The sequence below is a fragment of the Burkholderia sp. AU16482 genome (assembly GCF_002223285.1).
Classification (GTDB): domain Bacteria; phylum Pseudomonadota; class Gammaproteobacteria; order Burkholderiales; family Burkholderiaceae; genus Burkholderia; species Burkholderia semiarida.
Map to the genome: position 1 here is coordinate 1,710,205 of NZ_NKEY01000006.1, position 19,914 is coordinate 1,730,118.

Here is a 19,914-nt window from a genome sequence, read left to right on the forward strand (position 1 = left end):
GTGATACTGTCATTTATCTCAGAAGCATTTCACATGGTGGATATCTGTGATTTCCGACAGTATTCCGATATGCGGATCACGTCTAACTTAACTCCTGACAAAACACGTTCTCACCTGCTGTTCTGCCAAGGAGCCTCGTAATGACAAGAAAATATTTTGAAACGCGAATCGACGTGAAGTATCGGGAAACGGACGCGATGGGCCATGTGAGCAGCCCCGTCTATTACGACTATCTGCAGCACGCGTACCTGACCTACATGCACGATCTGCTCGAGCTGCCCTATTCGGAAAAGCTGCCGCACATCATGGTCAAGACCTCGTGCGAATATCTGAAGCCCGCGCAGTACGGCGATACGATCACGGTCCGCAGCAGCGTCACGCGCTTCGGATCGAAGAGCTTCGAACTGGAATACCTGATGGTGCGCGACGGGCAGGCGGACGCCGACGATTCGGCCGACGATCATGCAGTGGTTGCGCGGGCCGTATCCACGCACGTGATGTTCGACTACGGCAGCAAGACCACGGTGCCGGTGCCGGAAGAGTTCAGGACGCGCGTGCTGTCGTTCCAGGGCGCGATCTGATGCCGCAGCCGGGGGTCCACGGACGGACACCCCGGCGCCGTTCAAGCAAACACGATCAGGCCCATCAACACGGCTTTCACGACCGCATTGGTCTTGTTGGACGCGTTGAGCTTGACGATCGATCTCGAGATGTGGAAATTGATCGTCCGCTCGGTCAGGCCGAGAATGATGCCGATCTCATACGCGGTCTTCCCCTCCGCCGCCCATCGCAATACCTCGCATTCGCGCATGCTCAACGCGACATCCACGGGAGCCTCTATATTCGCCGCACACTGAATCATTCGTTTCTCCATCCAGAATAAGACGCCAATGTTTCAGATTCATTTCCGCCGCTCATCTCGATTCACATGCCCCTCGGATTGGATGTTTATTATTTAAAGGCGTCACGAATATTCGGCGAATTCAAAAGCAACGATCTTCCCACCCATTATCTCCGGTGTTGTCACAATGGAATCGAGCATACCGAATCGATTTACGCTTCGGAAGATGCACGAGACGCAATGTATCAATGACGTTGACGCACGCCACCAGAGTTGCACGACACGTCATATCGAAACGGCCGCACGACTGGCGGGCGCGATCGCATCGGCCACGCGCGGCGCGCAGATACTGCGCACGCAATCGCGCAGCCAGCGATGCGCGGGGTCGCGATCGAAACGCGGGTGCCAGATCTGCGAGACGGTCAGGTCCGCGATCGGCAACGGCAGCGTGAAGCTGTACATGCCGGCGCGGGACCGCTCGGTCTGCCGCTCCGGCACGCTGGCGACGAAGTCCGAGCTGCGCGCGAGCGACAGCGCGGTCGGGAAGCTCGACACGACGGTGGTCACCGAGCGCACGATGCCGAGGGAATCGAGCAGCGTATCGATCGGGCCGTTGAACTGCCCGCGGCGCGACACGCCCACTTGCGGGAACGACGCGAAGCGTTGCGGCGTGATTTCGCCGGTCGCCAGCGGATGATCCGCGCGGACCACGCCGATGAAGCGGTCGCGAAACAGCGCCTGCACGCGCAGTTCCGGGCCGGCCTGGCCGATCACGCCGACTTCGAGGTCGATGTCGCCGTTGCGCAGCGCATCGACATGCTTGTTGGGTTTCGGCGCGAAGCGCAGCCGCACGTCGGGCGCGACGCGCGACGCGTGTTCGAGCAGCGCCGGCGCGAACGTCTCGACGAAGGCCTCGTTCGCGCGAATCGAGAACGTGCGCTTGAGCGTACGCATGTCGACCCGCTCGCACGGGCACATGACCGAATGCGCCTCCACGACGAGCGCATGCACCCTGTCGCGCAACTCGAGCGCACGCGGGGTCGGCACGAGATCGCGCCCGGCCCGCACCAGCAACGGATCGCCCGTCATCACCCGCAGCCGCGCGAGCGACCGGCTGAGTGCGGACGGACTGAGGCCGAGCGCGTTGGCCGCGCCCACGACGCTGTTCTCGGACAACAACGCGTCCAGAACGACGAGAAGATTGAGGTCGATGGAAGTCGCCATGTTGCGCTCTTGCTGTACTGTCGGGACCGGCCGGCCGATGGGCCAGCGGCATCGTGCCTCGGGCGTATGTGCTCCGTGATTCGCGATAGACCGGAAATCGGCAGTCGCGCCGCCGAGCCCGACGCACGATCGTGCGTCCGCCGAAATGGCGGGCAGTGAATGGCGGGGAGTATTCGTGCCGCTGAGAAAATCCGCTGCGGATTTATTGCACTTGTGAACGATTGTGCACCGCGTTGAAATAAATCGCAACCCGACACGATGCGTATCAGGTTTAAATGAAACGATGAACGCGAATGAACAATAAAACAAAACCGATTCGATTGCGTCGCGCCGCGCATCGCGCACGCAAGCCGGCCGGTGAAGCAAGGCCTGCCGCAGCGGAGCCCGCGCGAGCCTCGGCAGGCGCTGCGCGGCCGGCCGGCACGGCGTGCGCGCAAAGCACCGCACGGTTCGCTCATCGCGATCGAATAACAGAACTTTTAGACTCTTCTATTGACTTTCTCGTCAATATTCCGTCTTGGCTCGCATACGTTTCACGAAACAAATCCCGATCAACCGATTTTGCGAAAATCTTCCGGCGATTCGGGAAAACCGGCTGGAGTGTCCGCCGCGCCCGTTTTGCGACTCGATCGGCATTTCACCGGGGTTCGGTGATGTTTCGTCCGACTCGCCCGGCTGGAATGTCCACCGTTGTCAAAACCGCCCTTCAATCTGCTCGGTCCGGCCGCGTATGCAATCGGCGCTGCACTCGCCCAACCTTGCTGCTGCAGCTTGCCCGTGCGCTCTCCCGCGAACCGTCCGCCCCAGGGTGAACGATTCCGCCGTGGCCTCGCCCTCGCCGCAAACAACAGGAATCCTCATGAAATTCGTCGACGCCGGATTACCCGGCGTCCGTCGCGATTCATGCTCGGCGATCACGGAGGCTTGCCCGGCCACCCGGCGCCATCGGCGCTTGCCGGCGGACGTGCGAAACGACGTCGCGACGATGTGCGCTCGACCCATCGCCGCTAGCCGGCGAACGGCCGGTCAGTCGTCGTGCTTGTGGCGCTTTTTGTTCTTGTGCTTGTTGCCGTGGTAATGATCGCTGGAACGCGAGTTGTTGCGCGACACGTGGCCGCCCAGCGCCGCACCCGCGCCGCCGCCCACGGCGGCGCCGACGAGGCTGCCGGCCGTGCCGCCCATCGCGTTGCCCGCGGCGGCGCCGGCGCCGCCACCCAGAGCGCCGCCGACGACCGCGCCCGTGCGTTCCCGCTTGTTCGACGTCACCGCCCCGCCTGCGCCACCGCCCACGGCCCCGCCGATGATCGCCCCCGTGCTCCCGCCGACCGCGTTGCCGACCGCCGCGCCTGCGACGCCACCCAGCGCGCCGCCCAGTGCGTTGTTCGTGTCGCCTGCCACGGCAGGCAGCGACGCCACCGCAGTCGCACCGACCACCACTGCCATCCCGGCCAATTTCTTCAGCATTTTTTTGCCCCTTCCGCTTGATGAGATATCGGTGCGCGAATCTAGCACCTTTCCGGTAAGCCCATCGTAATGAAGCGTTAAATCGGGTGTTTTTTCTGACCGGGATCGCCGCGGCGGCGCGTCCCGTCGGCACGTTCGCCCCCTGCCACGACGCGACGGACGCTTCGTATCGCAGCCCCGGCCTCTCCCGCCGCGTCGGTCCTTCCCGCGCCCACGATCCTGCATTACCATCGTGCGTCCGCCGCGCCTGCCCGCTTCCGGCTAGCGAGTCCAGCCACCTCCCCGTTCCCGCAACCGATGCTTGCCCTCATCATCCTCGCCGGCCTCTGGGCCGGGCTCCAGAACGCCCTCGCGGGCGGCGGCTCGTTCATCACGCTGCCCGCGCTGATCGTGTCGGGAATGTCACCGCTCGCGGCCAACATCACGTCGACGGTCGCGCTGTTTCCCGGCCAGGTCACGACGGGCTGGGCGAGCCGGAACATGGTGAGCGGCGTCGGCAGGCTGCCGTTTCGCGCACTGTTCGCGATCAGCGTGGCCGGCGGCGCGCTCGGCGGCCTGCTGCTGCTCAAGACGCCGTCGTCGATCTTCTCGCACCTGGTGCCGTGGCTCGTGCTGTTCGCGACGGTCGTGTTCGCGTGGGGCAGTTTCTTCCGCAAACCGGGCGCGGGCGCGCAACATCTCGGCCCCGTCGCGGCCGGGGTCTCACAGTTCCTGATCGCGGTCTACGGCGGCTACTTCGGCGGCGGCATCGGGTTCCTGATGATGGCCGCGCTGACGATGGCCGGCCTGCCGCCGCGCCACGCGATGTCGACGAAGAATGCGCTCGCGGGCGTGATGAACGCATCGGCCGTCGTGCTGTTCGTGACGTCGCCCGAACTGCACTGGCGGGCGGCGATCGCGCTCGGTGCGGGCGCGATCGTCGGCGGCCTGCTCGGCGCGTGGGCGCTGCATCGCGTGAACGAACGCGTGCTGCGCATCGCGATCATCTGCATCGGCGCGCTGCTGACCGTCGGGTTGTTCGTCAAACCGATCTGACGCACGCCCGTTGCCGCCGCGATCGCGGCACGCGACGCACAAACCGCAACACGTCTTTCGCGATCCGGTGCCGAACCGGGTCGCGCTGCCAGGGCTTGTCGCCGTGCCGGAGTCGCAGGCGTTCAACCCGGATTCGGGCGTCCCGTGTCGGTTCGCGGTCCTGACGGCGCGCGCGAACGTCGCGGCGCATTGCTTGCGGCGAAGGCAGCCGTCGTTAGGGCAGGCCGCCGGCGTGAAGCATCGCAGGCCGGCGCAAGGCCGACCGGCGTTCGCACTCCGTTCAGCCGAACGGCCGCACGCCGATCAGCGGGCCGTGCAGGAACCGCGCGAACACGGCCCAGGCGACGAGTCCGGCCGCAACGGCCGCGACGTCGCCGGCCAGCCCGCCGGCCGGATAGCGGACACCGTCGCGGCGATCCCGCGCACGCGACACGACGAAATCGACGATCGACCACACGAAGAACGCGCCGAACAGCACGACTGCGTGCACGGTGCCGTTCACCAGCAGGTGCGCCACCGCCCAGACCATCACGCCGGCCAGCATCGGATGGCCGACGAGCGTCTTGATCCGGTTGCGCGGCACGTACGACGCGGCGATCAGCACGAACGCGACCGCGGTCAGCATGCCCGTCAGGTGGCGCACGCCGACCGGCGACACCCACAGCAGCGTCGCGCCCGCCCGGGCGACCCCGTACCCCCAGATGATCAGCGCGAAACCGACGATCGACGCGATCGCGTAACCGCCCTTCCAGCCCTTCTCGCCGATCCGCTCGATCGTCGCGGACCGCCAGCCGTCGGCGACGATCCGGATCGAGTGCACACCGAGGAAGATCGCTAAACCGAGAATCAGGACGAGCATCGGCTGTCTCCGTCTGGGATGGTGAGTGAGGAAGCGTTCCGCGCGGCGTACGGTGCGCCGTTCGCGGGGCCGGCGGCGAGGCCGGTGCGGGTCGCCAGGCACGGGCGCAACCCGCGCCGATCATAAACGCCGGGGCGGCCGTTGTGAAGCATGCAGGACGTGCGGTGCGTCAAGCTCGATGCATTCGTGCGCCGGATCGTGCGGGCGAGTCGGCACGCGCAGTGTGCGGGTGGGCCGCGACGGGCGCACCTGAAAGTCAGGAAAGCGAAAATCGCGACGCCGTTGCTTCTCGTAATCGGGACTACGCCTGCTTGCGCTTCGCCGCAGGTTTCGGTGCCGGCGCGGGCGATGATTTCGATGCCGGTTTCGCTTTCTGCGCCGACACCGGTTTCGATGCGGATTTCGCCGCCGGCTTCGTTTTCTGTGCCGACGCGGGTTTCGTTGCCGGTTTCGTTGCCGGTTTCGTTGCCGGTTTCGACGCAGCCTTCGCAGCAGCCTTCGCAGCAGCTTTCGGCGCGGCCTTCGGCCCCGCCCCGGCTACCGTCTTCGACGCCGCCCTCGCCTTGCGCTTCGGCGGCCCGGCCAGCAGCGCCGCGCGATACGCGCCGCGGCACCAGTCGAACAGCGCGCCCGCATCCTCGAGCACGTCGGCCGGCGTTTCGTAATAGCCCTCGAGCGCGACGGTGCGCGTGGGCCGCGCATACGAGAACGGCCCCATCCCCGCCGCGACGAACGCCGGCCGGTTCACGTCGTCCACACGCAGGAACAGCGACCCGCGCGACAGGAAGCCGAACATCACGCCGTCGAGCCGCAACGCCGCACCGCTGAAGAACCGTGCAACGGTGAGCGTGCCGAGCGGCGCAAGCCGATACGCGATTTCCTCACCGTGCGCCTTCTCCGCCTGCCAACTCATGCGGACACCTCGCAGCGCCGCGTCCACGCATCGAACTCCGCCGCGTCGACACCCACGGCCGCCGCGCTCTCGCGAATCTGCCGCCACGTCGCGCGGTCGACCGGAATGCCGGCCGTGCCGCGTGCGGCGCGGCTCGCTTCTTCAGGTTCTCCAGGCATCCGCACCGGCGTATCGCCGGCCTGCGGCGACGCCTTCGCCCATGCAACGAATGCATCGGCTTCGCGTTCGGCATCGGCCGCGTCGAACGCGTTCGGATCGATCAGCACCGACAGCATCCCGTTGACGATCGCACTCGTCTTCTGCAGCGTATCGCCGTACGTCGTATGCCCGCCCACCAGCGCACCGCCGAAGATCTCGCACATCGCCGCGAGTGCATAGCCCTTGTGCAGCCCGAACGGCAGCAGCGCGCCGAACGGCTGCTCGTGCATCACGGCCGGATCGTCGGTCGGCTGGCCGCGATGGTCGATCAGCGAGCCGGCCGGCACGCGCTTGCCCTGGTTGTAGGCGACGCGCGTCTTGCCGTACGCGATCGCGCTCGTCGCGAAATCGAGCAGCAGCGGAGGCTTGCCCGCTCGCGGATACGCGGCGCAGAACGGGTTCGTGCCGAAACGCGGATCGGTGCCGTGCAGCGGCGCGACCAGCAGGTCGCCCGGCACGTTGACGAAATGGAACGACACGAGCCCCGCGCGCGCGCACTGTTCGGCCCAATGCCCGATGCGGCCCAGGTGGTGAACGTCGCGCAGCCCGATCGCGCAGATGCCCATGCGTCGCGCGCGCTCGATCCCTTCGACCATCGCCTCGAACGCGATCACCTGGCCGAAGCCGCGCCCGCCGTCGATCGTCAGCACCGCGCCGCCGTCGCGGACGATCGACGCGTGCCCGTTCAGCTGCAACTGCCCTTCCCGCCACGACGCGACGTAATTCGGGATCATCCCGATCCCGTGCGAATCGTGTCCGGCGAGATTCGCGCCCACCAGATGATCGGCGACGAGCGTCGCCTCGCGCGGGTGGCTGCCGGCCCGTTCCCAAAGTGCCGCGACGAATGCATGCAGCGGTTCGGCGCGCATGCGCAGCGGTTCGGTATCGGGCGTCGGCAATGCGGTCATCGGCAACACTCCATCCAGTCGGTTCGGGTCGGGCAACCGGTACGTCGAACGTCGCGACGATCAGCGCGCGGTCGCGATCACGTCGGCCACCGCCGCCGTGAGCTTCTTCGCGTACGGCACGTGCAGGAACTCGTTCGGACCGTGCGCGTTCGACTTCGGCCCGAGCACGCCGCACACCATGAACTGCGCCGCGGGAAAGCCTTCCTGCAGCACGTTCATCAGCGGAATCGTGCCGCCGAGGCCCATGTACGCGCAGTCGGCGCCGAAGTGGCGGCGCGACGCGGCGTCGAGCGACGACGCGAGCCACGGCGCGAGATCCGGCGCGCTCCAGCCGGTCGCGGCGCCCGCGTCCGGCTTGAACGTGACCTTCGCGTTGTACGGCGGATCGAGTTCGAGCAACGCCTTCAGTTGCTGTACGGCCTGCGCGGCGTCGACGAGCGGCGGCAGCCGCAGCGACAGCTTGAACGCGGTGCGCGGACGCAGCACGTTGCCCGCATCGGCGAGCGCCGGCATGCCGGCCGCGCCGGTGACCGACAGCGACGGACGCCACGTCGAATTCAGCAGCGCCTCGCGCGGATCGGTCGTGGTCGGCAGCACGGGCTTGCCGTCCTGGCCGCACGCCCACGGCAGCCCCTTCCACACCGTGTCGCCGAGAATCGCGGCGGCGGCCTCGGCTTCGCGCACGCGGCTGGCCGGAATCTCGCAATGGAACGCGCCCGGCAGCAGGTTGCCGTTCTTCGCGTCCTCGAGGCGTTCGAACAACTGGCGCATCACACGGAAGCTCGACGGCGCGATGCCGCCATAGACGCCCGAATGAATGCCTTCTTCGAGTACCTCGACCTGCAGGTCGCCGGACACGAGGCCGCGCAGCGACGTGGTGAGCCACATCTGGTCGTAGTTGCCGGCGCCCGAATCGAGGCACACGACGAGCGATACCTGGCCGAGCCGGTCGCGCAACGCGTCGACGTACGGCAGCAGGTCGTAGCTGCCCGACTCTTCGCAGGTCTCGATCAGGCCCACGCAGCGCGGCCGCTCGATGCCCTGCTCGTCGAGCGCGCCGAGCGCCGCGAGGCTCGCGTAGATCGCGTAGCCGTCGTCCGCGCCGCCGCGGCCGTACAGCTTGCCGTTCTCGAACTTCGGCGTCCACGGGCCGAGGTCCGCGCGCCAGCCGTCGAATTCGGGCTGCTTGTCGAGGTGGCCGTACAGCAGGATCGTGTCGGTGCTGCCCGAGCGCGTGGCCGGCGACTCGAAGAAGATCACCGGCGTGCGGCCCGGCAGACGCACGATTTCGAGCTTCAGGCCCTTCACGGGCTGCCGTTCGGCCCACTGCGCGGCGTCGGTGACGACGCGCTCGAGATAGCCCCGCTTCGCCCAGTCGGGGTCGAATGCGGGGCTCTTCGCGGGAATCGCGATGTAGTCGGTCAGCGCGTGGAGGATTTCATCGTTCCACTTGCGCTCGATGAAGGTCACGAGCTTGTCATGGTCGAGGACGCGGGTAGTGTCGACGGATGTCATGGTGGGGGTGCCTGGATCGGGCTGACGAAAACCCAGATCATACGCCGATGCTTCCCCGCCGGCGCCCCCTTCCCGGCTGTTCGGACCGCGGTCGGCAACGCGTCGCGCAGCCCGGCCGCGCAGGCGAGCGCGTCGCGCCACAGGCGCCGCGTCGGTTCATCCGCATCCTTCTTCGCGTGCGGGACGGCATCGTTGTTCGGAATGAGCGGCCGCCGCCACATGAGTCGCGCTTTTCATCGTCGCGCACGCGCGGCCCTGCCCGGCGCGCGCTACGTGCCGCCGCGATCCATCCCGCGCCGGTACGCGGCCGGGCTCGTCGCCGCGACGCGCCGGAAATGCCGGCGCAGCGATTCCTCGGAACCGAACCCCGCGCGCGCCGCGATCTGCGCAAGCGACAACGCGGGCTGCGCTTCGAGCATGTCCTTCGCGACGTTCACGCGTTCGCGGATCAGCCACGCGAGCGGCGACATCCCCGTCGCATCCGCGAACTGCCGCTGCAGCGTGCGCGTGCTCATCGCGGCCTGCGCGGCGAGCGATGCGAGCGTGTGCGGCTCGGCCGCATGCGCGCGCATCCAGTCGATCAGCTTCGCGAGCCGGTCGGTGCCGCCCGGTGCGACCGGACGCGGCACGAACTGCGCCTGCCCGCCGTCGCGATGCGGCGGCAGCACGAGGCGCTGCGCGACGCGGTTCGCGATCGCGCCGCCATGATCGCGGCGCACGAGATGCAGCAGCATGTCCAGCCCCGCCGCCGAGCCGGCCGACGTGACGATCCGCCCTTCGTCGACGTACAGCGCATCCGGATTCACGCGCAGCGCCGGATAACGCGCCTGCAGACGTTCCGCATACCGCCAGTGAGTCGTCACGGTCAGGCCGTCGAGCACGCCGGCCGCCGCCAGCACGAACACGCCCGAACAGATCGAGCAGAGCCGCGCGCCGCGCCGGTGCGCGGCCCGCAGCTTCTTCAGCAACGGCTCGGGCGGGCGTTCGTCCGGATCGCGCCAGCCGGGAATCACGATGGTGTCCGCGCGATCGAGCATCGCGAGCCGGTAGGGCGCGGCAACGGTAATGCCGCCTGCCGCGCGCACGGGCCCCGGCTCGCTCGCGCACACCGCGAAGCGATACCAGTCGACGCCGAGTTCCGGGCGCTCGAGCGCGAACAGTTCGACCACGCAGCCGAATTCGAACGTGCAGAGGCGATCGTAGGCGAGCGCGACGACGAGATGATTGTGCATGGCGCGATGTTACCGGAACTTGTCGATCGCGCCACTGCCGCGAAACCGGCCGAACCGCGATACTGCCCTTCATTGCGGCGCGTTCCGTGCCGCTCAACAAGGAGAGCCCGACCATGTCCCACGTCACCGACATCCCGGCCGCCGACAGCCCGGCCGCCCTCGCGCATTTCGAGGCATCGCTGCGCTTCGAGACCGACTGCTGGGACGTACACGATGCCCTCGCGTCCGGCACGCCCGATTTCGTGCTGCTCGACGTGCGCGGCCCCGATCTGTTCGCCGCCGGCCACGTGCCCGGCGCGCGCAACCTGCCGCACCGCAAGATCATCGAAGGCAAGCTCGCCGGTTACCCGGCCGACACGCTGTTCGTCGTCTACTGCGCGGGGCCGCACTGCAACGGCGCCGCGCGCGCGGCGGTCCGGCTCGCGCGCCTGGGCCGCCCGGTCAAGCTGATGATCGGCGGCGTGACGGGCTGGCTCGACGAAGGTTTCACGCTGAGCAACGACGTCCAGCCGGCGGACGCCGAAGCCGCCTGATCGTCACTAAAAGCGCAACAATCAATTGCCTGCACACGAACGGAAAAAGCGCGACAATCAGCCTCATTGCAGTTCGGACGGAGCAGCACCATGCATGATGCAGTCCTGATTCAAGTGGCCGGTTCAGTCGCGGCGATCGCGCTCTATTTCCTGCCGGCCGTCATTGCCGACCGGCGCGGCCGGCACGACAAGCTGACGATCGCGATGTTCAACGCACTGTTCGCATGGACGGGCATCGGCTGGCTGATGACGCTGTACTGGGCATGCCAGCCGAACCCGCGCACCGACGTCGCGCAGACGATCCTCGCGAAGCGCCGCGGCGTCAGCATGCGGACCTTCTCGACCGGCCTCGTCGAACGCGTGCAGCGCCGCGTCGCCGCGCAGGAGCAATGGGCGGAAAAGCAAGGCTGCCGTTAAGCCCCTGCCGTCAAGCCGCTCTTCCCCGCTTCACCGTATCGCGTCGAACTTCGGCATCCTGACGTTGGTCGACGCGCGGTAATCCCACTTCAGCGCGTCGCGCGGCGGCCAGCCGCCCGCGCGCAGCCGCGCCGCGAACGCCCCCGCCGTCACCGCCCGTGCGATCCGCTCGCCCGGACACCCATGCGGCCCCGTGCCGAAACCAAAATTCGGACCCGACACGCGGCCCGGCATCAGCCGGTGCGGATCGCGATGCACGGCCGGATCGCGGTTCGCCGCGGCAAGCACGACGAGGATGGCATCGCCGGCTTCGACGCGCACGCCTTCGATCGTCGTGCGCGCCGCGACGAAGCGGCGCGTGTTCTGCACCGGCGCATCGAAACGCCCGACTTCGGCGACGAATGCGTCGAGCGCGGCGGCATCCGGCACCGTGCCCGCTTCGCCGTTCCATGCCACGAGTGCATTGCCGAGCCATGCGGCCGTCGCCTCGCACGTCTGCGACAGCAACCCGACGAGATTCGCGACGAGCGCGCCGCTCGCGTGCCAGCCCGACGCACGGGCCGCCTGCTGTACCGCTGCGACTAGCGTGCCGTCGTGCGCACGCGACCGCGCGAAGCGTTCCGTCATCCGGTCGAGCAGGTGCCGCGCCGCGTCGCTCGCGCGCGCCAGCGCCGCGGCATCCGACAGCGGCGACAGCGCGGCGACGAACTCGACGACCCGAGCGGCAATGTCGTCGAGCTGCGTTTCGTCGAAGCCGAGCAGATCGGCAACCGCGCACACGGGCACCGTCATGCACCACGCGTTCAGCGCGTCGGCATCGCCGGGCGCCGGTAACCGCCGCGTGGCAAGCGCGTCGGCGCGATCGCGCAGCGCATCCGTATCGATCGGCGCGAACGCCGCGCGCAACGCCTGCTTCGGCACGTCGTGTCGCGACGGGCCGTCGTTCATGCGCACGAGGTCGCCGAACAGCGCGCCGGCCGTCGTGCCGCGCAACGCGGGCGGCACCGGCGCGTCCAGCGGCCGCACGCGGCAGGCCGGATGGCCGAGCACGGCCGTCACGGCGGCCGCGCGGCTCGCGACCCACAGGCCGAGCGTGGCGTCGAACGCGAGCGGCGGCCCGTCGACGAGCGCTGCGTAATAGGGATAGGGATCGCGGTGCGTGACCGCGGCAACAGGATCGGTCGGGTTCATGCGCTCAGTATCGGCGCCGCGCGCCACCGCATGTTTCGGGATGGCGTGAAATGTCGTCGCACGGGCGCCGCGCGCCACGCGTGACACGTCGCGGCATCGCGGCGGCCGGCCGGCGTCAGGCCGCCGACCGCGAGCGGAGCGACTGCATGCGCAGCCGGACCCGTCCGGCCGAAATCGCGCGCGGCTCGGGCACCACCGTGTCGTGATGGAACATTTCCTGCCGGAACTCGCCGCTTTCGTCGAACCACTGGCAGATCAGCCAGTCGCCGTCGTCGAACACGACCGGCCCGGCATACGTGACGGTCATGCGCGGCCCGCCCGTTTTCAGCGTCACGACATCGCCCACGCGAAATCCGACGCGGTGATTTTCTCGGATCGTCATCGCTCTCTCAGCTTTTTATATATTGAATATATTGATATTCCCGGCAGGCACTCGCCGATCATTGGAACGTGCCGCAGATTATCAATCAAAAAATCATCCCGCAACTCCCACGCACTGAAACGTTCTGAACTGGAACCTGCAACAATGCGCGGTATCGTCGCGTATGAAGGCCCGCCAAGCCTCAGATCCGGCGCGGTTTGCGCGCCGGCGGCAGCCGATCGGAGCGGAATGCGGAGAATAAACGACGATTTTCGCGTCAGCGTCGGCGATTAATGCGGACGCGAAACCGATTGATTATCGTCAACCAATGCTTAAGTGGAAACGATTCCGGATTTTATTGGGGCTCATTCATCGAACAAAATCGGCGAATTATCCGGCGCCGCAAACCAGCGGTTGATATCGCGCCCCGGCACGGCTGCCCGGCTGAAGGTGAACGTGCCGTCGCGCCGCATCTCCGTCGCCGCGCGCAGGAACGCACCGAACGCGGCCCGCGCCAGCGCGCCGCCGACGCTGACACGCTTCACGCCGAGCGCCGCCAGCGCGTCGAGGCTCAGCAACCCGCCCTGCAGACCCATGACGACATTGACGGGCGCGCCGACCGCCCGCGTCACGGCCGCGATTTCGTCGGGATCCGTGATGCCGGGCGCATAGAGCACGTCCGCGCCGGCGTCGCGATAGGCGACGAGCCGTGCGATCGTGTCGTCGAGGTCGCGGCGGCCGTGCAGGTAATTTTCGCAGCGGGCGGTCAGCGTGAACGGAAACGGCAGCGCGCGCGCCGCATCGACGGCCGCCGCGATGCGCTCGACCGACGCGTCGCGCGCATAAATCGGCGTATCGGCACGGCCGGTCGCGTCCTCGATCGAGCCGCCGACCGCGCCCGCCTCGGCCGCCAGCCGGATCGTTTCGGCCACCGTGCCGGGCGCGTCGCCGAAGCCGTTCTCCAGATCGGCGCTCACCGGCAAGCCGCCCGCGGCGACGAGCTCGGCGATATGGGCGAGCATCGCGTCGCGCTCGATCGCGTTGTCGGGGCGCCCTTTCGAAAACGCGTAGCCGGCGCTCGTCGTGGCGAGCGCCTCGAAGCCGGCCATCGCGAGCAGGCGCGCGGTGCCGGCATCCCACGGGTTCGGGATGATGAACGCGCCGGGGCGCGTGTGCAGCGCACGGAAAGCTTCGGCGTGGCGGGCTTGCAGGTCGGAACGGGTCATCGCGAACTCCCGGGAAGGTGTTGACGGATGAGCTTACGCCGGTCGTGCACGCGACGTTTCAGCTTTCGCCGAAATGTCGTCGCGCAACAGGAAAGACGCTGGCGTCCGGGCTGCCGCCCGCCGTCGATGCCGAGCAACACGTCGGTGACGGCCTCGGAGAACCGCATCGCGCGACCGTCGATCAGCACGCCCTCCGGATTCGACGGATCGCGTACCGCTTGCGGCACGCCGTGCGCGATCAGCACGCGCGCGCACGCTTCCCAGTCGGGATCGCCGACGCCCTCCGGTTCGTTGACGGACGCCCAGGACAGCGTACCGAGCGCGTCGCTGCCGAATCCGTGCATCTCGCGCCAGCTTGCGCCGTGCGCGAGCAGGAACGCCAGCAGTTCGGCATCGCCGCGGAACACCGCGTGATTCAGCGCGCTCGCGTCCCAGTCGCCGCCTCGCGCGGCGATCGGCCAACCGAGTTCGACCATCGCCTTCACCGCGTCGCGCGAACCCCATGCGGCGGCGTCGGGCAGCAGCCGCAGCCGGTCGTCGGACAGTGCGCCGGGCAATTCGGGATGCTTCGCCTGAATACGCCGTGCGTCGTCGGCATCGGCGCGCGCGCAGGCCGCCATGAACGCGTCTTGCGCATCGAGCGCCTCCTGCGCGCCGGCCGCGCGCAACAGCGCCGCGACCTCGGACAACCCGGTCTGCATCGCGAGCCGATACGCGCTGACGCCCGCGACGGTCCGCGCGCCGGGATCGGCGCCGGCCGCCAGCAGCGCGGCGACGTGGCGCGCCGGGCAACGCACGGCGATCGCGCGCAGCAACGGCGCGCCCCACGTCTTCGTCGGCCCTTCGCCGGCCGGCTCGTTCGGGTCGCCGCCATGCGCGAGCAGCAGCTCGAGCGCGGCCGCGTCCGGCATGTCGAGGGCGCGCCGCAACGCATTGGTCCCGCCCACCCGGGCGCCGTGCTCGAGCAGCAGGCGCGTGCATGCCGGGTTCTCCACCGAGTGATACAGCGATTCGCCGTCGTTCGGATCGGCGCCGGCTTCCAGCAGCATCGCGGTGAGCGCGGGATCGCGATTGACGCCGGCGGCGCCATACAGCGCCGACAGCGGCGCCGACTCGTCGGGCTCGGCGAGCGAGGCCGGCGGATACCGGTTGCCGATCCGCTGGTTCGGATCGGCGCCCGCGTCGAGCAGATGGCGCGCGCACGCACGCAACCTGGCCGCGAATTCGGGAAGCTGCCCGAGCCGCGAATGCGTGACGGCGACGAGCGGCGGCAGCTTCAGCACACCGCCGGCGCGCGCGATCCAGCCGGGATCGGCGGCCAGCGCGCCCTTCACCGCGGCGAGATCGCCGGCCGCGCATGCGATCGCCGGGTCCGCCGACACGAGATCGGGATGGTCGTGCAGCAATTGCGCGGCCACGCGCGGCCGGGCTGCGTCGACGCCGCCGGTCACCTCCGCGCCGTACGCGTGGTCGAGCCAGCGCCGCATCAGCAGCGACCGCGCTTGCCGCGCGAGCGCATGCGTGTCGACGAACGCGCCGAGATCGGCCCAAGAAGCAAAACCGTACTCGCGCGCGATGCACGACTGCGCGTCGTGCAGACGAAGCCCGAGCGCGAGCGTTTCGTCATGCGTGCGGTTCGCGGCGGCGGGCAGGAATGCGACGAAGCGTGCGACGGCATCGGCGTCGCCCTGCCGGTACAGGCGCAACAACGCCTTGGCCTGCTTTTTCAGATGATCGGGATGGGCGTCGGGAGGCAGCTTTTTCATGCGGATCCTTGTGCATGGATGGCCGAAGGTCCGCAATACCGCCAGCACGAAGGATGGGGAAAGACGGGGTTTGCCGCGACAGGTGGGTTGAACCCTTTCCGCGGACCCGGAAGCGACCTGCATCGCTGCCCGGTATCGTAGGCGATGGCCGTCGGCATCGTCAATCGCGCGGCATCGCGCATGCGCGCAGCAGCGATGCCATTCAGCCGGCGAGTTTCTTCGTCAGGAAGATGCGCGTATGCCCAACCGGATAATCGGGCAGCTCGCCGAAGCGGACATAGCCGCGCTTCTCGTAGAACGGCCGCGCCTGGAAGTCGAACGTGTCGAGCCATGCGCTGTGACAGCCGCGCGCGACGGCCTCCTGTTCGGCCAGATCCATGATGCGCGTGCCGGCGCCCTGCCCGCGCGCGGCCTCGGGCACCACGAGCAGGTCGACATGCAGCCAGCCGAACGCCGTGCCGCCCCACAGGCCGCCGACCACCGCGCCGGCCGCGTCGGTCGCGATGACGGCCAGCGGCCGGAAGTCGACCGGGCCGGCCTGGCTTTCGTTGAAGCGAATGAGCGGCGCGACGATCTGCTTGCGCACGTCCGCGTCGCCCGCGTCGGTCACTGCATAGGTCAACGTCATCGATTGCGTCGGGTCATCAATGAAGGTTCGCTGAAACCGCACATCCCGCGCCCGTCAAACGACGTACGCGCCCTTCGCGTGCAGTTCCGCCTCGGTCCGCTCGAGCGCGGCGATCGCATCGCTGCCTTCGAGCGCCAGCAACTGCGCGACCAGCGCCTCGGCCATCGCGTGCGCGGCCACCAGCGACGGAAAGAACGACGGGCTGTCGTGCGTGAAGATCAGTTGCGCGTCCGCGTGCAGCGCGATCGGCGACACCGCGCTGTCGGTGATCGCGACGATCCGGCTGCCCTGCGCCTTCGCGGCCTGCGCGACGCGCGTCGCCTCGGCCGAATACGGCGCGAAGCTGACGATCACGGTCACGCTGTGCTTCGCGATCGTCCGCAACTCCATTTCGAGCGAACCGGCGACGCCGTTGAGCAGCGACACGGTCGGACGGAACAGCCGGTAGCCGTAGACGAAACCGAACGCGACCGGATAGCACGAGCGAAACCCCGCCACGTGCACGTGCGATGCCTTGCGGATCAGCCTCGCCGCATCCGCGAGCGCGTGCTCGTTCTGCGCGGCGGTCGCCGACAGGTTGTGCTGCTGCGCGGCGAGCAGATCGTGCGCGAGCGACGCCTTCGCGTCGGGCCGCACGAGCGAGCGCGCGCGCTGCGTGAGCGGCTCGGGCCGCGTGCGCACGCGCGCGACGCACAGGTCGCGCAGCTCGTTCCAGCCGGGAAAGCCGAATTGCTGCGCGAGCCGCACGAGCGACGCGGGCTGCACCTGCGCGCGCTGCGCGACCTTGCGCATCGACGACGTGGCGACTTCGTCGGGATGATCGAGCAGGAAGGCGGCGCCCGCCTGGAATTGCGGGCTCAGCTCGGAAAATTGCGCCCGGATCCGGGACGCGAGTTCGTCGAAATTGGCGGCCATCTTGGTGGGAACGGGAACCGGTCGTTCATGGTATCACCGGCCCCGCGCCCACCTGTCAGCGCAGCACTTCGACGTGATCGGCGTCGACCTTCACGCTGCCCGACCATTTGCGCTCGAATTCGCCGGTCAGCTTCACTTCGTTCTTGTCGCTGACGGGCTGGCCGGCTGCCCACAACTTGTGGTCGATCTCGACGCGGATCGTACCGGTGGCATCGGCGAATTCGTAATCCTCGCCGCCGACGTGCTTGACGATGCGCCCCTGCAACTGCACGTGCTGGTCGTCCTTGCCATTCGCGAGCAGCTCCTTCACCGTCGTCGTGGTCAGCGCGGACGGCCCCGTGTATTGCGCATGGACGGCGGCAGGCAGCGTGGCGAGTGCAATCATCAGGATTCTGGTCAGGTGTTTCATGATCTCGTTCCTCTTCTTCGATGTGGCGCCGCGCTTCGTTGAACGCGACGGCGCCAGATTACGGACCGTAAGATTAAGCAAACCTGAAGGGCATGCCGAAGTGACACGGCGCCGCATTGGACGAGTACGAAAGCGGGCCGCGCACCGCGCGCATTTAAGCCAGACCTAAGATGCGCACGCTTATCATGGGAACCCCGGGCGCCGCGGCGCCCCCGTTGAAGAGACACGAATCCATGCGCGTACTGCTCGTCGAGGACGATCCGCTGATCGGCAGCGGGCTCGAACAGGGCCTCAAACAGGAAGGCTTCGCGGTCGACTGGGTGAAGGACGGCGACGCCGCGTCGCTCGCGCTGCGCACGACCGGCTACGGGCTGCTGCTGCTCGATCTCGGGTTGCCGAACCGCGACGGCCTGTCGGTGCTCGCCGCGCTGCGCCGCCGCGACGAAAACCTGCCCGCGATCATCATCACCGCGCGCGACGGCGTGCCGGACCGCATCGCGGGCCTCGACAGCGGCGCGGACGACTATCTCGTCAAGCCGTTCGAGCTCGACGAACTGCTCGCCCGCATCCGCGCGGTCAACCGCCGCCATGCGGGCCGCGCGCAGACGACGCTCGCGATCGGCCCGCTGCGGCTCGATCCCGTCAAGCACCTCGTCTGGCTCGACGACGACGAAGTGCCGCTGTCGCCGAAGGAATTCGTGCTGCTGCACGAGCTGATGCGCGAACCGGGCGCGGTGATTTCGCGCGAACAGTTCGAGGAACGGCTGTACAGCTGGGGCGAGGAAATCGAGAGCAACGCGGTGCAGGTGCATATCCACAACCTGCGCAAGAAACTCGGCCACGACGTGATCCGCACGGTGCGCGGCGTCGGCTACCGGATCGGTGACGGCACGTGACGCGCGTGCAACGCGCTATCGCGCGCTGGCGCAACGCGTCGCTGCGGCGGCGCCTGCTGACGTGGCTGATGCCGGCCGCCTGCGTGATCGGCCTGGTCGCGAGCGCCGGCACCTACTGGGGCGCGCTGCGCGAACTCGACGACCTGCTCGACGACCAGATGCGCAGCATGTCGAAACAGATCGTCGTCGGCCCGAACGGCGAGCTGTCGTTCAGCAACCGCGCCAGAGGCAAGCACGGCTTCGAGGCGAGCGACCCCGATGCGGTGCTGCTGCAGGTGTGGCGCAACGGTACGCTCGTGTATTCGACCGACCGCGACTCGAAGCTGCCACCACCCGCGCAGCAGGGCATCGCGAGCGTCGACGTCGGCGGCCAGCCGTGGCGTACCTATGTGACGGAGCGCGGCGGCACGACGATCCGGCTCGCGCAGGCGCGGCATGCGCGCTGGGAAGCGATCGCGGGCATCGCCGTCCATCTGCTGTGGCCGGTGTTCTCGATGCTGCCGCTGCTCGCGCTGGGCCTGTGGTTCGGCATCGGCGCGGGGCTGCAGCCGCTGCGGGCGATCGCGGCAGGCCTGAAACGCAGGAATGCGAACAACCTCGAGCCGGTCGACGTCGCATCGATGCCGAACGAGGTCCGTCCGCTCGCCGAGGCGATCAACGACCTCCTCGCGCGCCTCGACCGCTCGTTCACGTTGCAGCGGCACTTCATCGCCGATGCCGCGCACGAGCTGCGCACGCCGATCATGGGGCTGTCGATCCAGTCCGAACTGCTGCGGCGCGCGGCGACCGCGGAGGAGCGCGAGCGCATCCTCGCGCAGATCCACGCGGGCACGACGCGCCTCGGCCACCTCGCCGAGCAGTTGCTGACGCTCGCGCGCCTCGAACCCGATGCGCAGGCGGCCGTCGCCGCGTCGGCGCCGGTCGATCTCGCCGCGCTGTGCCGCTCGGTGGTGTCGGACCGCGCGCGCGTCGCCGACGCGCACCGCATCGATCTCGGCGCGATCGTCGACGCACCGGTGATGGCCGCGGGCAATGCCGACACGCTGCGCGTGCTGCTGAACAATCTCGTCGACAACGCGATCCGCTATGCAGGCGAAGGCGCGCGCGTCGACGTGTCCGCGCGCATCGACGGCGCGACGCCCGTGCTCGAGGTGGCCGACGACGGCCCCGGCATTCCGGAGGCAGAACGCACCGACGTGTGGGAGCGCTTCTATCGCGGCGAAGGCGCGCAGGCAGTCACGTCGTCGGGCAGCGGGCTCGGGTTGTCGATCGTCAAGCGGATCGCCGAACAGCATCGCGCGACCGTCGCGCTCGCGACCTCGCGCGGCGGGCGCGGGCTGACCGTCACGGTGCGCTTCCCGCGGCCGGCCTGATGCGCGGGCG

At 68.4% G+C, this 19,914-nt stretch carries 20 protein-coding genes and 1 pseudogene; 6 read left to right on the forward strand and 15 right to left on the reverse strand.

What is annotated here, in order from left to right; translation table 11 throughout:
* Positions 1–140 precede the first annotated feature (140 nt).
* On the forward strand, positions 141–581 hold the full coding sequence (locus CFB35_RS25030) for a thioesterase family protein (RefSeq protein WP_060011819.1): 441 nt from the start codon (positions 141–143) through the stop codon (positions 579–581).
* Positions 582–622: 41 nt separating this feature from the next.
* Here the strand turns inward: CFB35_RS25030 and CFB35_RS25035 are convergent.
* The 3 genes and pseudogenes from CFB35_RS25035 to CFB35_RS25045 all read right to left on the reverse strand — a co-directional run.
* Positions 623–820: pseudogene (locus CFB35_RS25035) on the reverse strand (LuxR C-terminal-related transcriptional regulator); the annotation flags it as partial.
* A 306-nt stretch (positions 821–1,126) separates the two neighbouring features.
* A complete protein-coding gene (locus tag CFB35_RS25040; protein WP_059584601.1) occupies positions 1,127–2,065 on the reverse strand; it encodes a LysR family transcriptional regulator in 939 nt (312 codons plus the stop codon).
* A 1,026-nt stretch (positions 2,066–3,091) separates the two neighbouring features.
* On the reverse strand, positions 3,092–3,529 hold the full coding sequence (locus tag CFB35_RS25045) for a hypothetical protein (RefSeq protein WP_059584599.1): 438 nt from the start codon (positions 3,527–3,529) through the stop codon (positions 3,092–3,094).
* Positions 3,530–3,826: 297 nt separating this feature from the next.
* On the opposite strand from CFB35_RS25045, the gene CFB35_RS25050 reads away from it, so the two are divergent.
* Complete coding sequence (locus tag CFB35_RS25050) at positions 3,827–4,564, forward strand: sulfite exporter TauE/SafE family protein (protein ID WP_089465699.1); 738 nt, start codon at positions 3,827–3,829, stop codon at positions 4,562–4,564.
* Between the two features lie 280 nt (positions 4,565–4,844).
* Here CFB35_RS25050 and CFB35_RS25055 read toward each other — a convergent pair whose 3' ends face one another.
* The 5 genes from CFB35_RS25055 to ftrA all read right to left on the reverse strand — a co-directional run bounded on the left by CFB35_RS25055 (position 4,845) and on the right by ftrA (position 10,189).
* The gene (locus CFB35_RS25055) at positions 4,845–5,423 is read right to left on the reverse strand and encodes an NnrU family protein (protein WP_089465700.1); all 579 of its coding nucleotides are present in this window, start codon (positions 5,421–5,423) and stop codon (positions 4,845–4,847) included.
* A gap of 301 nt (positions 5,424–5,724) precedes the next feature.
* Positions 5,725–6,336, reverse strand: coding sequence for a TfoX/Sxy family protein (locus CFB35_RS25060; RefSeq protein ID WP_089465701.1), 612 nt, complete (start codon positions 6,334–6,336; stop codon positions 5,725–5,727).
* Positions 6,333–7,442: a malate/lactate/ureidoglycolate dehydrogenase gene (locus CFB35_RS25065; RefSeq protein ID WP_060012004.1), complete on the reverse strand. Its 1,110-nt coding sequence runs from the start codon at positions 7,440–7,442 to the stop codon at positions 6,333–6,335. Before CFB35_RS25065 ends, CFB35_RS25060 begins: the two co-directional genes overlap by 4 nt.
* A gap of 60 nt (positions 7,443–7,502) precedes the next feature.
* Positions 7,503–8,957, reverse strand: coding sequence for a M20 family metallopeptidase (locus tag CFB35_RS25070; protein WP_059639823.1), 1,455 nt, complete (start codon positions 8,955–8,957; stop codon positions 7,503–7,505).
* A gap of 269 nt (positions 8,958–9,226) precedes the next feature.
* The gene (ftrA, locus tag CFB35_RS25080; RefSeq protein WP_059584588.1) at positions 9,227–10,189 is read right to left on the reverse strand and encodes a transcriptional regulator FtrA; all 963 of its coding nucleotides are present in this window, start codon (positions 10,187–10,189) and stop codon (positions 9,227–9,229) included.
* Positions 10,190–10,302: 113 nt separating this feature from the next.
* Between ftrA and CFB35_RS25085 the strand changes: the two genes are divergently transcribed.
* Positions 10,303–10,722: a rhodanese-like domain-containing protein gene (locus CFB35_RS25085; protein ID WP_060012006.1), complete on the forward strand. Its 420-nt coding sequence runs from the start codon at positions 10,303–10,305 to the stop codon at positions 10,720–10,722.
* Positions 10,723–10,812: 90 nt separating this feature from the next.
* On the forward strand, positions 10,813–11,139 hold the full coding sequence (locus tag CFB35_RS25090; protein WP_006480800.1) for a superinfection immunity protein: 327 nt from the start codon (positions 10,813–10,815) through the stop codon (positions 11,137–11,139).
* Positions 11,140–11,169: 30 nt separating this feature from the next.
* Here the strand turns inward: CFB35_RS25090 and CFB35_RS25095 are convergent, their stop codons facing one another.
* From CFB35_RS25095 to CFB35_RS25125, 7 genes are all read right to left on the reverse strand, one after another.
* The gene (locus CFB35_RS25095; protein ID WP_089465801.1) at positions 11,170–12,330 is read right to left on the reverse strand and encodes a cytochrome P450; all 1,161 of its coding nucleotides are present in this window, start codon (positions 12,328–12,330) and stop codon (positions 11,170–11,172) included.
* A 115-nt stretch (positions 12,331–12,445) separates the two neighbouring features.
* Positions 12,446–12,712, reverse strand: coding sequence for a YodC family protein (locus CFB35_RS25100; RefSeq protein WP_059584584.1), 267 nt, complete (start codon positions 12,710–12,712; stop codon positions 12,446–12,448).
* A gap of 344 nt (positions 12,713–13,056) precedes the next feature.
* Positions 13,057–13,917, reverse strand: a complete 861-nt coding sequence (locus CFB35_RS25105) for an oxaloacetate decarboxylase (RefSeq protein ID WP_089465702.1) — start codon at positions 13,915–13,917, stop codon at positions 13,057–13,059.
* Entirely contained in the window at positions 13,914–15,683 is a 1,770-nt protein-coding gene (locus CFB35_RS25110; RefSeq protein ID WP_226094028.1) for an ankyrin repeat domain-containing protein, read from the reverse strand. The genes CFB35_RS25105 and CFB35_RS25110 overlap by 4 nt, the downstream gene beginning before the upstream one ends.
* A 202-nt stretch (positions 15,684–15,885) precedes the next feature.
* On the reverse strand, positions 15,886–16,311 hold the full coding sequence (locus tag CFB35_RS25115; protein WP_059584579.1) for an N-acetyltransferase: 426 nt from the start codon (positions 16,309–16,311) through the stop codon (positions 15,886–15,888).
* Positions 16,312–16,365: 54 nt separating this feature from the next.
* Positions 16,366–17,226, reverse strand: a complete 861-nt coding sequence (locus CFB35_RS25120; RefSeq protein ID WP_089465703.1) for a MurR/RpiR family transcriptional regulator — start codon at positions 17,224–17,226, stop codon at positions 16,366–16,368.
* Between the two features lie 55 nt (positions 17,227–17,281).
* On the reverse strand, positions 17,282–17,635 hold the full coding sequence (locus CFB35_RS25125) for a NirD/YgiW/YdeI family stress tolerance protein (RefSeq protein ID WP_089465704.1): 354 nt from the start codon (positions 17,633–17,635) through the stop codon (positions 17,282–17,284).
* Between the two features lie 233 nt (positions 17,636–17,868).
* On the opposite strand from CFB35_RS25125, the gene CFB35_RS25130 reads away from it, so the two are divergent.
* Positions 17,869–18,531, forward strand: coding sequence for a response regulator (locus tag CFB35_RS25130; protein ID WP_059584573.1), 663 nt, complete (start codon positions 17,869–17,871; stop codon positions 18,529–18,531).
* Complete coding sequence (locus tag CFB35_RS25135; RefSeq protein WP_060968636.1) at positions 18,528–19,904, forward strand: cell wall metabolism sensor histidine kinase WalK; 1,377 nt, start codon at positions 18,528–18,530, stop codon at positions 19,902–19,904. The genes CFB35_RS25130 and CFB35_RS25135 overlap by 4 nt, the downstream gene beginning before the upstream one ends.
* The last annotated feature ends 10 nt before the right edge of the window (positions 19,905–19,914 follow it).

Excerpts from the sequence above, each read along its gene's own strand:
- CFB35_RS25055 (WP_089465700.1), bottom strand. The coding sequence starts at position 5,423 with ATGCTCGTCCTGATTCTCGGTTTAGCGATCTTCCTCGGTGTGCACTCG.
- CFB35_RS25065 (WP_060012004.1), bottom strand. The coding sequence starts at position 7,442 with ATGACCGCATTGCCGACGCCCGATACCGAACCGCTGCGCATGCGCGCC.
- CFB35_RS25045 (WP_059584599.1), bottom strand. The coding sequence starts at position 3,529 with ATGCTGAAGAAATTGGCCGGGATGGCAGTGGTGGTCGGTGCGACTGCG.
- CFB35_RS25070 (WP_059639823.1), bottom strand. The coding sequence starts at position 8,957 with ATGACATCCGTCGACACTACCCGCGTCCTCGACCATGACAAGCTCGTG.
- CFB35_RS25030 (WP_060011819.1), top strand. The coding sequence starts at position 141 with ATGACAAGAAAATATTTTGAAACGCGAATCGACGTGAAGTATCGGGAA.
- CFB35_RS25100 (WP_059584584.1), bottom strand. The coding sequence starts at position 12,712 with ATGACGATCCGAGAAAATCACCGCGTCGGATTTCGCGTGGGCGATGTC.
- CFB35_RS25040 (WP_059584601.1), bottom strand. The coding sequence starts at position 2,065 with ATGGCGACTTCCATCGACCTCAATCTTCTCGTCGTTCTGGACGCGTTG.
- CFB35_RS25095 (WP_089465801.1), bottom strand. The coding sequence starts at position 12,330 with ATGAACCCGACCGATCCTGTTGCCGCGGTCACGCACCGCGATCCCTAT.
- CFB35_RS25050 (WP_089465699.1), top strand. The coding sequence starts at position 3,827 with ATGCTTGCCCTCATCATCCTCGCCGGCCTCTGGGCCGGGCTCCAGAAC.
- CFB35_RS25125 (WP_089465704.1), bottom strand. The coding sequence starts at position 17,635 with ATGAAACACCTGACCAGAATCCTGATGATTGCACTCGCCACGCTGCCT.
- CFB35_RS25105 (WP_089465702.1), bottom strand. The coding sequence starts at position 13,917 with ATGACCCGTTCCGACCTGCAAGCCCGCCACGCCGAAGCTTTCCGTGCG.
- CFB35_RS25060 (WP_089465701.1), bottom strand. The coding sequence starts at position 6,336 with ATGAGTTGGCAGGCGGAGAAGGCGCACGGTGAGGAAATCGCGTATCGG.
- ftrA (WP_059584588.1), bottom strand. The coding sequence starts at position 10,189 with ATGCACAATCATCTCGTCGTCGCGCTCGCCTACGATCGCCTCTGCACG.
- CFB35_RS25120 (WP_089465703.1), bottom strand. The coding sequence starts at position 17,226 with ATGGCCGCCAATTTCGACGAACTCGCGTCCCGGATCCGGGCGCAATTT.
- CFB35_RS25130 (WP_059584573.1), top strand. The coding sequence starts at position 17,869 with ATGCGCGTACTGCTCGTCGAGGACGATCCGCTGATCGGCAGCGGGCTC.
- CFB35_RS25085 (WP_060012006.1), top strand. The coding sequence starts at position 10,303 with ATGTCCCACGTCACCGACATCCCGGCCGCCGACAGCCCGGCCGCCCTC.
- CFB35_RS25090 (WP_006480800.1), top strand. The coding sequence starts at position 10,813 with ATGCATGATGCAGTCCTGATTCAAGTGGCCGGTTCAGTCGCGGCGATC.
- CFB35_RS25110 (WP_226094028.1), bottom strand. The coding sequence starts at position 15,683 with ATGAAAAAGCTGCCTCCCGACGCCCATCCCGATCATCTGAAAAAGCAG.
- CFB35_RS25115 (WP_059584579.1), bottom strand. The coding sequence starts at position 16,311 with ATGACGTTGACCTATGCAGTGACCGACGCGGGCGACGCGGACGTGCGC.